Source organism: Pilosibacter rotomagensis, from assembly GCF_045062245.2.
Classification (GTDB): Bacteria; Bacillota; Clostridia; order Lachnospirales; family Lachnospiraceae; genus Pilosibacter.
Genome location: NZ_CM170323.1, coordinates 218,756 through 232,513 on the forward strand (window position 1 = coordinate 218,756; position 13,758 = coordinate 232,513).

Here is a 13,758-nt window from a genome sequence, read left to right on the forward strand (position 1 = left end):
AGGAGAAATAAATGGAAAGCAACAAGTACATCGATTTTGTGGACATGTGGAATCTGATCGAGGCAACATCCACGGAATTTTTCTATGATCGTCTCGCAAAGATCGGACTCCACAGGGGACAGCCTAAAATGCTGAGATTTCTTGGCGAAAATGATGGATGCCGTCAGAAAGATATTGCGGATCGTTTTTTTCTGAGGGCGGCTTCTGTTTCAGGTGTTCTGAATACATTGGAAAAACAGGGCTTGATCGAGCGAAGGCAGAATCCGAGATCCAGACGTGAAACACTGATCTATCTGACAGAACAAGGGAAAGACAAGCTGGTTCAGGTCCATAAATTTTATGAAGAGATCAACGAACTGTGGTTTGAAGATTTTTCAGAAGACGAATATGAGGACCTGATGGAGCTTTTAGGAAAACTACAGAAATCTCTCGAAAAACAGAATCAGAAAGAACAAGAGGACAAAAACAGGTAACGATAAGCGGATATTCTGTGCGAAAAGATACAGAGTATTCGCTTTTTTAACAAGATCAAGGCAGTCCTCTGCCTCTATTGCGTAGAGCAATAAGCGGTGAAAGCGGATTGTGAATATTCTTGGACTAGAAAAAATTGATTGACAGTAAAAAAGAAACAAAGTATATTGTTAGTAATATAATTGTTAGGCACCATACTATCATATGAAGAAAGCGTAGGAAAAGCATATGCCATCTGTAATTTTACTTGATGTAGCCGGTGTTGTTGTCGGGACACTTGCCGGGTGCGGGATGAAGAAGTACATTTCGGGTTCTTTGAATGAGAGTATTAACCTGGCACTGTCTGTTATCTCTGCGGCTGTCGGTGTGGGACTTCTCGGAAAAGCGGTTCATATGTCGGCTGCTGTGCTGGCGCTCCTGATCGGCGGCACGATCGGTCATATCATTGGAATCGACAGACGGCTTGCGAATGTATCGAAGCTGCTCCCGGAAACAGGCGGAAGCGAGACCGCGCAGACACTTCTCGTTGCATTTACCTTGTACTGTATCAGTACGACGGGAATTATCGGTGCATTGACGCTGGGATTTGAGGGAGATACCACGGTGCTCATGACAAAGGCAATCATGGACTGTGTCGCATCGATCTTTTTCGCGGGAAGCAGCGGATGGGTTCTGGCTCTCATCAGTATTCCGCTCGGGATCATGCTGATGGCGTTTTATGGACTCTCGGAGTTTCTGATGCCGCATCTGACGGCGGAAATGATCGGAGATTTCTCCGCCTGCGGCGGTCTGATCCAGCTATTAAATGCGCTGCGGATCGCAAAACTAAAAAATCCGCCGGTTGCGGATTACATTCCGTCCCTGGTCCTGGTATTTTTTATCAGTATGTTCTGGACGAAATATATGTAAAGAACAGACAGCCCACAGGGGAACTTTCCTGTGGGCTGTTCGACAAATATCAGCAGAGAGAAACTGATGGATCATTGCATGATAATAACGTCAGTTTCACAGGCAAAAGAAAGATCTGCCCATAGATGCAGATCGGTATCATTCTCTAAGAAGAAAATACCTGCTTTAGATTTTGCGGATGCATGAATCCATGAAGACGATGATCAAATGAATGGAGGAAAACAGAGTGAAATATGCAGTTGAAAGGTTCAAAGAGGAACTTAGTGTTCTGAATAAAACGATCTGGGAAGCCGCAGAGATCAAGTATGAGGAATACCGTTCGGAAGCGGCTGTGATCGAGGTACTCAGAAAGCATGGGTTCCGGCTCGAAGAACAGGTGGCTGATATCCCGACCGCATTCCGGGCAGTCTATGGAAGCGGGAGACCGGTGATCGGTCTTCTGGCGGAGTACGATGCTCTGGACGGGCTCAGTCAGGCGGACTGCCTGGAGAAGAAACCGCGTCCGGAGACGAGATACGGACATGGATGCGGACACAATCTTCTCGGCACGGCAGTTGTGGCCGCCGCGCTGGATCTTAAAGATTACCTGGAGAAACATCCAGGGAGAGGCACAGTGATCGTTTACGGATGCCCGGCAGAAGAAGGCGGGAGCGGAAAGACGATCATGGCGGGAGCCGGAGTCTTTGATGAGATCGATGCGGCCATCACCTGGCATCCATGCACGATCAATGCGTCGATGGGCTGTTCCATGCTGGCAAACTGTCAGGCGTATTTCAGGTTTCACGGAAAAAGCAGTCATGCGGGAAATTCCCCGGAAAAAGGACGCAGTGCACTGGATGCTGTGGAACTCATGGATGTCGGAGTCAATTTCCTTCGGGAACACATGGAGATGACAGACCGGATCCATTATGCTGTCCTGAACACAGGCGGAACCTCGCCGAATGTAGTCCAGTCGGAAGCGGAAGTCCTCTATCTGGTGCGCAGCAGGACGAATGCCGGAGTAAAGGAGCTTTATGAACGCGTCTGCGATGTCGCGAAAGGGGCTGCATTGATGACGGATACAACGGTGGAGATCGAATTTGACAAAGCATGCAGCAATGTCATTCCGAATCTGCCGCTTGGAAAACTTGCATATGAGACAATGGTAAAACTCGGTCCGCCGGAATACACGGAGGAAGAGAAAGACTATGTAAAGAAATATCATGATCTTGTCGGTCAGGAAGCAGTGTGGAATGATGATGGGGCGGTTCCCCATTATGATATGGAACTGCGGAAAAAACTTGTGAAAGAACATCCGATGGCGGATTTCATTCTTCCCTATAAGATGGTATCCATGCCGGGAACCGGTTCTTCCGATATGGGTGACGTGAGTCAGATCGCGCCGCTGATCCAGATCGAGACGGCATGCTTTACGCAGGGCGCCCAGCCGCATTCCTGGCTGTGGGTGACTCAGGGGATCTCCTCTTTTGCAGAAAAAGGGATGATGTTCGCGGGACAGATTATGTCGGACATGACAAAACGGCTTCTGGAAGATCCGGAGCTTTTAGAAGAGGCGAAAGCAGATTTTAAAAAGAGAACCGGTGGCAAACCATATATCTGCCCGATCCCGGCAGGCGAAGGACCGCTTGCAAGAAGAAAATGCCGGATGGAGGCGGAAAAAGCGAGGCAAGGCGCTGAAATAGGCGCAGTGGAAAAGGATGACGCAGAAGCCGGACATACGGGTGAGAAGGCAGGTGAAAATAATGGCTGACGTAAAAAAATATGAAAAACTGCTGACAGACTTAAACAGCAGTCTCTGGGATCTGGCGGAGATCCGTTTTGAAGAGAAAAAGTCGTCCGCAATGATGGAAAAGATCCTGAAGGAACATGGATTTGAAGTGACGCGTGGAGCTGGTGAACTTCCGACCGCTTATGAGGCGGTATATGGAACAGGCAGTCCGGTGATCGGGCTTTTAGCCGAATATGATGCCCTGGACGGGCTCAGCCAGAAAGCGGACAGTACCGTTCATGAGCCCCGCCCGGAGACAACTCACGGGCATGGCTGCGGACATCACCTTCTCGGGACAGGAGTGATCGGAGCGGCACTGGCACTAAAAGACTATCTGGCAGATCACCCGGGCTGCGGCACTCTGAAGGTGTTTGGATGCCCGGCGGAGGAAGGCGGAAGCGGAAAGACATATATGGCGCGGGCCGGTGTCTTTGACGGGATCGATATCGCTCTCACCTGGCATCCGAGTACGATGAATGCTGCGATGACGGGAAGTCTTCTGGCAAACTGTCAGGCATATTTCCGCTTCCATGGAAAAAGCAGCCATGCGGGAGCGGCTCCGCAGAAAGGCAGGAGCGCGCTGGATGCACTGGAGCTTATGAATGTGGGGATCAATTATCTCAGGGAACATATGGAGATGACGGACCGAATCCACTACGCGATCACCAATTCCGGAGGCGTGTCCCCCAATGTGGTACAGGCTGAGGCGGAAGGACTTTATCTGGTGCGCAGCAGGAATAATGAGACAGTGAAGGAACTGTACCGAAGAGTTGTCAATATTGCAAAAGGTGCGGCGCTGATGACAGGAACAACAGTGGATATCGAGTTTGATAAGGCATGCAGCAATGTGGTGCCGAGTGATACACTTGGAAAACTCCTTTATGACACGATGGTGAAGATCGGGGTGCCTGAGTACACGGAGGAGGAGAAAGCATATATTATGGGATTTCGGCGGGTCATCGGAGATGAGGCGGCGGATCATGACCTCGGAATGCTGCCGGAATTTGATCTGGAGACACGGGAAGAACTTTGCCGGACGCATCCGATGGGTGATTTTATCCTGCCGTTTGAACCGCAGGAGGTTGTGGAGACGGCGTCCTCCGATATGGGAGATGTGAGCCAGATCGCACCGCTTTTACAACTGCAGTGTGCCTGCTTCTGCCTTGGAACCCAGCCGCATTCGTGGGTGGAGGTTGCACAGGGAAAATCCTCCTATGCGGTAAAAGGCATGATGTTCGCAGCGCAGACGCTGGCGGACGCTGCTGTGACACTTTATGAGACTCCGGAGCTGGTAAAAAAGGCAAAAGAGGAAAATGAGATGAGGACCGGCGGAAAGCCGTATGAATGCCCGATCCCGGTGGATGTTGTTCCTGTCCCGTTCCGAAAAAAGGGATAGGTTAAAAGTAACAATGAGGTTACTTTTCATGGGTAGGAATTTTCTGAACTGAAAATTCCGTACAATACAGTGGTGGTAGTGGATTTTGCCGATTCGGAATGCGAAGCATCGGCAAAATCCTGTTACAGTGCGCGGGCAAGGAGTGCCCGTGTACTGTAACACAATGAATGTAAAATATAAAGACATAAGTACTTGAAGTCCCAAAAAAAGTGTACTATAATAGCAGATGTCCCGCATTGACATGTGTGTAGCGCGGGACATTTTTAGAAACGGACACATCAGCAGTTAAAAGCGATAAAGTGCTTCCCGATAAAAAGGATGCGCTCATAAAAGCGGACCCCGTAACTGTGAGGATACTGAACAGTTATGATCGGGCAATTGGAACGGGTATCCGCAGGAAAATCACATATTTGGGGGAGAAGATCATGTCATTCAATTACAAAAGTTTACTTCCGACACCGGCACAGATCAAAGCGGAATTCCCGCTGACACCGGAGTGTGTGGAATTAAAAGTGGCAAGAGATAAAGAAGTTGCGGATGTCATCACAGGAAAGAGCGAAAAGTTCCTCGTAATTATCGGACCGTGTTCTGCGGACCGCGAGGACGCTGTATGCGAGTATATGAGCCGCCTTGCGAAGGTCAATGAGCAGGTAAAGGATAAACTCGTGATCGTCCCGCGTGTATACACGAATAAACCGCGTACCACCGGCGGCGGCTACAAGGGAATGCTTCATCAGCCGGATCCAGAGAAGAAGCCGAATATGTATGAGGGACTTGTTGCAATCCGTAAGCTTCATATGCGCGTGATCAAGGATTACGGATTTACAACCGCTGACGAAATGCTGTACCCGGAAAATTACAGCTATCTTTCCGATGTACTTTCCTACGTTGCGATCGGCGCGCGTTCTGTTGAGAACCAGCAGCACCGCCTTGTATCCAGCGGTATGGACGTTCCGGTCGGAATGAAGAACCCGACCAGCGGTGACCTCGGGGTTATGTTAAATGCGGTCTATGCAGCCCAGCATGGCCACGATTTTATTTACCGCACATGGGAAGTTGAGACAAAGGGCAATCCGCTTGCACACACGATCTTAAGAGGCGCAGTCAGCAAACATGGCCAGTGTCTGCCGAACTATCACTACGAGGATCTGGAGCTTCTCTACAGCCTGTATCAGGAGCGGGAACTGTTGAATCCGGCCTGCATCGTTGACGCAAACCACTCCAACTCCAACAAGCGTTATATGGAGCAGATCCGTATCGTGAAGGAAGTTCTTCACAGCCGCCGTCACTCAGAGGAGATCCACAACTTTATCAAGGGCGTTATGGTCGAGAGCTACTTAGAGCCGGGCAGCCAGAAGATCGGCGAGCATATTTATGGAAAATCCATCACGGATCCGTGTCTTGGATGGGATGATACGGAGAAGCTGATCTATAACATTGCGGATGAGATCAAATAAGAGATAGAAATTATCGGTATCAGCGCGCAGAAAGAGTACACTGAGAAGAGTAAATAGAGCGATTGTTGAGCCATCGGAATGAAGAACGAAAGTTACCATTTGGTAGCTATTCATAAAACAGTAGCACAACAAACTGAAACAGGGTAGCTGCCATACTGGGTGCAAAGCAAAACGGGCGTATCGTCTAAACGGCGATATGTCCGTTTTGTTACGCAGTAGAACGCCATTTTGAGGGGTATGAGTATTCCCCTTGCCGCCACTCATTTTGCCTTTGCTATTTGCTCGGTGGTTGATAGTCCAGTCGGAACTTCATAACAGCCATGAGCAACTTTTCGTTTAATTGCTTCTTCATATCGGCGTTTCCTCCGCTTAGTCTGCCGATATAGGCTTTGTGCCGTTCCTGCACCGTAAGGAGTGCGGCGGTATCGCCCGTGATTGCCCTTTCAATCACTTCATAGGGAACAAGGTTGTATTTACTATTCTTCATCATTCATCTTCTCTATTTCTACCCGCAACTGCTTCAAGGCAGTGTTTTTCTGATAATTGACTATTGTGCGTGGCTTTCCCAATAACGCCGCAATCTGCCAGTCCCTTAGTTGCAGATAATAGCGCATAAAGATAATTTCCCGCCAACTTTCCGATAAGCACAACAAGGCTTTTGCTAACTTTTCACTGTCAACAATTACCATCTGTCCGTTGACTTCAAAGGTAGTCGGCTTATCCTGCAAGACAAAGTATTTATCTGTGCTGTGCGGCGCAAAAGAAGTATTCTCTTGTAAGTATTCAAATGATAGTTCGCACTGCGTTCTGCGCTTCCTCTCCCTGTAATAATTACAGGCTTCATTGTGCAATACGGCTTTGCAAAATGCGTGAAAGCGGCGTTCGATACTTTCTCTGTATTCTGTGGATAACATCATTCTCACCCCCCTTTCCATTTGTAATGAGGGCTATAACAAAACCGCCTGTGCAGCGCAAAACTGAACAGACGGTTATGCTATATGATGTGATAATGCATTTATGATGATGTGAGAGTTCCTCTTGATAGTCGCAATATCCCGTAGGTAGGAACGGGCTTTTTTTTGATAAGCTACTGATTGGAAAACCGTGTTGACATAAAACGGACATGACGATACCTCCAAAGATACCGCCATGTCCCTAAAAATGGGCGACTTTATCACGTCCCCGTAAATCCAATTTTGCAAAAGGAGAACGGCGGCTTTATCTTCATAAAACTGTCGCCTAAGTTGCAATCTGTCAGCAATCGCATAGGTTGTCAAAAAAGAAAGAGCCGATAACCGCATTTCAAACCTGTGTGTTATCGGCTCTGCGTCTTTGCGTCTGGCTCTATGATAACTGATATATTCATTTGTTGTACGCTAATAAGAGTTTCCTGCTTGCATTTTGGGCAGTATAGGGGAAAGTTTTTTAGTTCGGTATCGCCCCGTATTCTCAACCTTGTTTTGCTCTGACATATGGGGCATATTATCCATTCAGTATTCATGCTAAATGCCCCAATCTTGACTAATCATTTGCTGCTTTACCATGTGGGGGTAAATCTTACCCGCGTTCATCAGTTCCCCCGGCGTTCCCTGTTCGGCAACGGAACCGTCTGAAAGCACAACTACTTTATCCGCGCCGCTTACGGTACGCATACGGTGGGCGATAACAAGTACAGTCTTATCCTTTATCAGCCTTGACAAGGCAGCCTGTATCAATGTTTCATTCTCTACATCAAGGCTTGCCGTTGCTTCGTCAAGTAAGATGATAGGAGAATTTTTAAGGAAAGCGCGGGCGATTGAAATACGCTGCCTTTCACCGCCGGACAGTTCGCAGCCGTTTTCACCAATCATACTGTGATAACCGTCCGGGAGCTTTGCCGCAAATTCTTCACAATTTGCCAGTCTTGCCGCCGCAATCACTTCCTCATCTGTGGCGTCCTTCCTGCCTATTCTGATATTCTCCATAATTGTATTGTTAAACAGCGTCACATCCTGAAACACAATAGAGTACAGCGACAGCAAGATTTCCGGCTCTATTTTCGATATGTCCATACCGCCGACAGTGATTTTTCCTTTGCTTATATCCCAAAACCGAGCGGCAAGGCGTGATACCGTAGTTTTACCTCCGCCGGACGGTCCGACCAATGCGGTAACTTCTCCCTGTTTTGCCGTAAAGGACACGTCTTTCAAAACGGTTTCTCCGATATTATAGGCAAATCCTACATGGTCGAACACAATATCATAGCCTTTATTTGTTACATGCTTGCTGCCTGTTTGAATGGGCTGGTCAAGGATTTCGTTCATACGGTTTATGTTTGTTTTGGTGGAGATTACCGCAGCAAGATTTTGTAATGCACCCTCAAGCGGGGCATACAGCCTTGAAGCTACAAGTAAAAACATAAAAAACAGCGGAATATCAATCTCCCCACGAATAAGTAGAGCAGAGCCTACAAGCGCAACCGTAGCAATCCCGAGCTTTAATATCAACGTAGAGGAAACAACGAAAAGGGCAGTCCCAAGTTCTGTTATAATATGCCGCTTTTCCACATTATCAATTTTCTTATCCAGCCCTTTCAGATAACTTTCTTCCGCATTGTTCGCCTTTAAGTCCTGCAAACTCTCGATACACTCCTGTACGCCGCTTTCAAGCGCGACATTTGCCGCTACGGATTTACGATTAAAGTATTCCTGTATGCGGGCTGAAAGGAATGTAATTGTAAATGCTATCGGCAAAACCCAAACAGCCGCAAGAGCCATACGAAAGTCTATAGCAAACAGGCAAATCGCAACCAGCGTTGTTGAAATAAGGGAGCCTGCCAAAGCGGGTACATAATGGGAAAATGCCTGTTCAAGTGTGGCACAATCACCCATAATGGAGTTTGTTAAATCGGCAAGGTCTTTTTTTCCAAAAAAGGATAAGGGGATTTTGCGGAGCTGCTCTGCTAACGAAATGCGTCTTACTCCGCTTTCCACATAAGTCGCTAAATAGGTGGCGTTATATTGAAACCAAGTTACAACAAAGATAAGGCATAGGCAAACCAAAGCGCCAACCCCATAGAAAGCAATGCGGCTTCCATTTACGCCCCCGTTCATGATATCAATAACAAAATTATAGAGCAGCCCCACCGGAAGCATAAACGATATATCCTGCAAAACGCAGGCAATACAACCTTTTATCAAATCGACAGCTCCTTGTCTTGATAACGCAAATCGTCTTTGCAATGTTTTAATCATGCTGTTACCTCCTTTGCAATTTTCCATTCTGCTGCTTCGGAATAATTCTTCCACATTCTTGCAAATATGCCGTTTCTCTCTATCAACTCATTATGCGTGCCGCTCTCGACAATCTCACCGTCTTGCATTACATAAATACAATCAACACCTATGATTGACGATAGCCTGTGTGCAATCATAATAACAGTTTTTCCCTTTGAGAGAGCAGATAAAGCCTTCTGGACACGCACCTCATTATCGGGGTCAGCAAATGCGGTCGCTTCATCCAGAATTAGGATAGGCGCATTTTTCAAAATTGCGCGGGCAATCGCTATTCTTTGCTGTTCACCGCCGGACAGGTACACGCCGTTTGTACCCACAACCGTATCAATGCCATTCGGTAATTTTTCGATAATATCCAGGCATTGTGCAACTTCCAGTGCATGAGCGATTTCTTCGCGTGAGGCGTCAGGCTTTGCCATACGCACATTTTCCAATATGGACGCTTTGATAAGACGGCTATTCTGAAATACAAAGGACACCTTATTCATCAATGTTTCCTTTGGAATGTCGCGTATGTCGATATTCCCTATTAGTATGCGCCCTTTTTGCGGGTCAAAAAATCTTGTTACAATATTTGCAAGGGTCGTCTTGCCGCCGCCGGACGCACCTACCAATGCAATCACCTGTCCCGGTGCAACCCGAAGTGACACATCATTCAGCGCGTTTTTTTCTCCGTCATAGCTGTAACTAACGTGTTCTAATGTAATTCCATTGTCTTTAGGGGTATTATTCACGCTGCTTTCAGACAATGGTTTTTCGTTTAGCACTTCATCAATTCTGCCTAATGCGTCCCCTACAATCATTGCGTCCTCGCTCATAAACATAATTTTTGTGAGTGTTGTACCGATGACAGGAGTAATCACAATATAGAAGATAAGGTTTAGAAGCAGTTCATTTGTTACGCCGCCCCTTGTAAAGAGAATACCTCCGGCAATCAGAAACGCGAATACGCCGTTGATTGCCGTTGTGTAGCACATCATAGGCAGACGCATTTCTTTTGTATAGGCAATAACCCATTTTTCATAGTTATCAATGGTGCTCTTAAATCGTTTGAAGGAAAAGATAGTCTGACCAAAGGCCTTTACCACTGGAACACCCCTTACATATTCCACCGCCTCATTAGACATCTCCGAAAGAGCGTTCTGGTACTCTTTCATCTTTTCCTGCATCCCTTTTCCAGTCATGCCCATCATAAACAGAAAACCAAGCACAACCGGAACAAGGCTCAAAAGCCCTAACCGCCAATCGAAAGCAAGCAGTAAAACAAGCAGCCCTATGGGGGTGGCAATCGCTCCCGCTTTGTCGGGGAGCCTGTGTGCAAGATAGGTTTCCGTTGCAGCGCTTGAGGTGTTGACAATCCTTCGCAGATTGCCGCTTCCGTACTTTTCTGTTACCCCCAGCGGCAGGGCTGTGATGTGCCGCATAAGCTCTTTTCGGATATTGGCGGCAACCCGGAATGCGCTCATGTGCGAACACATCAGACCGGCGATATAGACAACAATAGAGAGTACCGCAAACAATACCGCAGACCAGCCGTAGCTTGTGACATTCCCCGCCTGTGAGAAGTCCGGGGAAACTTCCAGTATGTCGTGAATGATACGCCATATATACCAAAACGGCACAAGAGCCAACAGCGCACTCATGACTGACAGTACCCAGGAAAGATAGGTCAATATTTTATGCCCTCCGGCATAACCCATCAATCTTGATAGATTAGACTGTTTTTTCATTGAAAAACCTCCTTAAAATTTTTATGATAAAAGAGATTATGGAAACCTCAAATATCCACTTTTTGAGTTAGCAACAACTAACTTGCATGTAAAAATTATAGGGCTTATTGCCCCATAATTTTCATCCACCCTGCGGTGTAAAAGGCTCTCATTTCTTTTAGATAATGCTTTGCTTCTTCAAGCGGCATTTCATGTATAATCAATTCAAAAAAAGTGTTGAACATTCCTGTGATTAAGATATGCTCCAACCGTTCATCAATGGGTGGGGCAGGTCTGCCGAGCTTTTCAAGAACTATTAAATAATCATGTGTTGCATTTGTTTCTATTTCCACCATTTCGTCAATCAGCTTTGAAAAGCGCGTTCCCTCGGAACAACAAAGAATGAGCTTAAATTCATTCAAGTGTTCATAGGCGTACAAAAGCATTTCATACATACACTCGCCGGAAGTAGAGGTAAGATTGTCAGGCTGCTCCTCTGGCGGGATTTCTGCAAATTCTTTTTGCGCCTTGCGAAAGCAATCTAATAGAAAGTTGTAATGTTCGCCGACTAACGCTTCAAATAATTCTTCCTTGCTGTCATAGTAACCATAAAACGCCCCAGTTGTCACGCCCGCCGTCTTGACAATATTCCGCAAAGAAGCGGACTTAAAGCCTTTTTCAAGAAATTCTTGCATGGCGGCTGAAAGAATTAAGTGTAATGTCGTCTGCTCTACTTCATTCATTAACTCACTCCTCTCATATAACATCGTTATATATCACTGTTATATGATACAGTAAAGAGGGAGCTTTGTCAATAGTTTGAAAATTTTGCATTATAGAATTGGCATTTTTCGATTTTCTCCGTATTAAGAAGTGAGAAAACTTTTTGAAAAACCTTTCTCTGAAACTTTGGCAAAACCGCCTCCTGCGGTGTTGTAGGTAGTGAAAGGAGAACTGCGAATGGAAAATAGAAAACGGAACGTGCAAATATCCTATGACCTTGTGGGAATACTCCCCGCGTCCTTGCTCGCTGACCTGTAAAACGGAGAAACGGCATAGCCGAAGCTGTGCCGTTTCTCGAAAACAACTCTATGCTGTTTTATGAGTGACGACCTTTCCGGTGGCTTTTTATTCACCAGGAAATTTCGATGGAATCACCTGTTATATTTGATTCCGTTCGTATCCTGCAGTATTTTTTTGCGAAAATTCTCTCTCATAAAAGAAGATATACTGCTGCAGCACACCTGCAAATCCCGGATATTTCGAGAAGTTCTCCGCGATCAGCGCCTCGCAGAGCCGCGTTTCCGGGACATGTCCGGTACAGTGGCTTTTCGGGGCGTACTCCCGCAGCAGGATCTTTTTGATCCAGGTGTCCACCGGGAAAGCACCGATATGGTGAAGGCCGAAGAGGCAGATGCAGTTGGCAACCTTGACGCCGATTCCATAGCAGGAAAGAAGAGCTTCCATGGAGTCCGCATAGTTCATCCCTCGCAGGCGGTCAAGATCCAGCTTTCCGGAGCAGATGTCCTCGCAGGTCCGCTTGATGTACTTGGCGCGGTAGCCGAGCTTTAAGGCGAGAAGATCATCCAGAGAGGCACGGTTTAACTCTTCAGGGGTTGGAAAAGCATAATAGTATCCAGAGACAGTCGGGGGAATTTTATGTCGTGTCCCATATTTTTCGCTCAGCGCTTCCACCAGTGCCCGGATCGCAGGGATCGTTTTCTGCTGTGAGATAATAAACGTAATGATCATCTCCCAGAGATCCTGATTCAGGATCCGTATCCCATTGCCGAAAGCTGCCGCCTTCGAGAGATAATCATCCATCGGATCGATCGCCCGGATATAAGCATCATAATCCGTCTCAAGGTCAAAATAATGTTCCCAGAATGCGAACTCATCATTTGGACAGTGGAAAGTCACCTCATCTCCATGCTGTTCTATGATGAGAAAATGTCTGCCGCTGATAACCCGGTAAGCCGTCTGTGAACGATTCGGATCACACGGAACCATGCGGAAACACTGACCGGAGTCGGCAATCTGGCGGATGTTGAAGTTTTTTAAAGCTTTTGTGATCATAAAGTCTCCATAAAGATGTATGAAATAGTTCCCGGATAAAGTGGGAAAGTATTCGAAGTTCCATGCAAAGTGCGGGAACTGCAGGTATCAAAAATACCACCCGGCAGGAAATTCCAGCGGGTGGTAAAAATGAATTGCATATTTCAGTCTGGCGGAAGAAAAATTACTGCTCAGCCTTCTTATTCGCTTTCGCCTGAAACTTCTCGTTCTGGATAATGAAGCGCTCGTGGCGGCCTCCGCCGATTTTTCCTTTGGCATCATAAGCGGCAACATCGAATACGAGACGGCGTCCGTCGACCTCGACAAGTTCAGTCTCACACCATACGGTCATTCCAAGCGGTGTCGGTGCGTCGTGTGTTACGTTTAAGAGTGTACCCACGGTACCGCAGCCCTCGTCGAGCTGATCAGCAACGCTCATCCAGGCAGTCTTTTCCATTAAAGCGGTCATAGCCGGTGTCGCGAACACGTCGAGTGTGCCGCTTCCCATTGTTTTTGCGGAGTTTGCGTCAGAGACAACAACTTCCTGTCTTCCTTTTATTCCAGTTTCCAGCATAAGTTTGTCCTCCATGATTAAATGAATACCACAGTTTACAATACCGGAGATCCTGACAGTGACAGCGAAGATCCGGGATTTAAACCGGGAAAGTGTGGTCAGCGCGGCGTTTTCCTGCCTGACACTGACATATAAAGTATAGAA

The 13,758-nt window shown here is 46.9% G+C and carries 13 protein-coding genes; 5 read left to right on the forward strand and 8 right to left on the reverse strand.

The features are described from left to right. Window positions 1-11: 11 nt before the first annotated feature. The 5 genes from ACI3EW_RS01010 (at window position 12) to ACI3EW_RS01030 (ending at window position 6,001) form a co-directional block, all read left to right on the forward strand. The gene (locus ACI3EW_RS01010) at window positions 12-473 is read left to right on the forward strand and encodes a MarR family winged helix-turn-helix transcriptional regulator (protein WP_215702561.1); all 462 of its coding nucleotides are present in this window, start codon (window positions 12-14) and stop codon (window positions 471-473) included. A 226-nt stretch (window positions 474-699) separates the two neighbouring features. Then, the gene (locus tag ACI3EW_RS01015) at window positions 700-1,380 is read left to right on the forward strand and encodes a DUF554 family protein (RefSeq protein WP_215702562.1); all 681 of its coding nucleotides are present in this window, start codon (window positions 700-702) and stop codon (window positions 1,378-1,380) included. A gap of 226 nt (window positions 1,381-1,606) precedes the next feature. Then, window positions 1,607-3,130, forward strand: coding sequence for an amidohydrolase (locus ACI3EW_RS01020; protein ID WP_215702563.1), 1,524 nt, complete (start codon window positions 1,607-1,609; stop codon window positions 3,128-3,130). Continuing rightward, a complete protein-coding gene (locus ACI3EW_RS01025; RefSeq protein WP_215702564.1) occupies window positions 3,123-4,544 on the forward strand; it encodes an amidohydrolase in 1,422 nt (473 codons plus the stop codon). The genes ACI3EW_RS01020 and ACI3EW_RS01025 overlap by 8 nt, the downstream gene beginning before the upstream one ends. Window positions 4,545-4,969: 425 nt before the next feature. Then, a complete protein-coding gene (locus tag ACI3EW_RS01030) occupies window positions 4,970-6,001 on the forward strand; it encodes a 3-deoxy-7-phosphoheptulonate synthase (RefSeq protein WP_215702565.1) in 1,032 nt (343 codons plus the stop codon). A 274-nt stretch (window positions 6,002-6,275) separates the two neighbouring features. Here the strand turns inward: ACI3EW_RS01030 and ACI3EW_RS01035 are convergent, their stop codons facing one another. The 8 genes from ACI3EW_RS01035 to ACI3EW_RS01070 all read right to left on the reverse strand — a co-directional run bounded on the left by ACI3EW_RS01035 (window position 6,276) and on the right by ACI3EW_RS01070 (window position 13,614). Beyond that, a complete protein-coding gene (locus ACI3EW_RS01035; protein WP_215702566.1) occupies window positions 6,276-6,491 on the reverse strand; it encodes a helix-turn-helix domain-containing protein in 216 nt (71 codons plus the stop codon). Continuing rightward, window positions 6,478-6,918 carry an RNA polymerase sigma factor gene (locus ACI3EW_RS01040; protein WP_215702567.1) on the reverse strand — a complete coding sequence of 147 codons (441 nt, stop codon included), beginning with the start codon at window positions 6,916-6,918 and terminating at the stop codon, window positions 6,478-6,480. The genes ACI3EW_RS01035 and ACI3EW_RS01040 overlap by 14 nt, the downstream gene beginning before the upstream one ends. 398 nt (window positions 6,919-7,316) lie before the next feature. Then, window positions 7,317-7,502 (reverse strand): cysteine-rich KTR domain-containing protein, encoded by a 186-nt coding sequence (locus tag ACI3EW_RS01045; RefSeq protein ID WP_117751003.1) that lies wholly within the window; start codon window positions 7,500-7,502, stop codon window positions 7,317-7,319. A gap of 1 nt (window position 7,503) precedes the next feature. After that, entirely contained in the window at window positions 7,504-9,234 is a 1,731-nt protein-coding gene (locus tag ACI3EW_RS01050) for an ABC transporter ATP-binding protein (protein WP_215702568.1), read from the reverse strand. Beyond that, window positions 9,231-11,006 (reverse strand): ABC transporter ATP-binding protein, encoded by a 1,776-nt coding sequence (locus ACI3EW_RS01055; protein ID WP_215702569.1) that lies wholly within the window; start codon window positions 11,004-11,006, stop codon window positions 9,231-9,233. The genes ACI3EW_RS01050 and ACI3EW_RS01055 overlap by 4 nt, the downstream gene beginning before the upstream one ends. Before the next feature lie 104 nt (window positions 11,007-11,110). Further along, window positions 11,111-11,728 carry a TetR/AcrR family transcriptional regulator gene (locus ACI3EW_RS01060; RefSeq protein WP_015553531.1) on the reverse strand — a complete coding sequence of 206 codons (618 nt, stop codon included), beginning with the start codon at window positions 11,726-11,728 and terminating at the stop codon, window positions 11,111-11,113. Between the two features lie 418 nt (window positions 11,729-12,146). Next, on the reverse strand, window positions 12,147-13,061 hold the full coding sequence (locus tag ACI3EW_RS01065) for a DNA-3-methyladenine glycosylase family protein (RefSeq protein WP_215702570.1): 915 nt from the start codon (window positions 13,059-13,061) through the stop codon (window positions 12,147-12,149). 163 nt (window positions 13,062-13,224) lie between these two features. Beyond that, entirely contained in the window at window positions 13,225-13,614 is a 390-nt protein-coding gene (locus tag ACI3EW_RS01070; RefSeq protein WP_021905862.1) for a thioesterase family protein, read from the reverse strand. Window positions 13,615-13,758 lie beyond the last annotated feature (144 nt).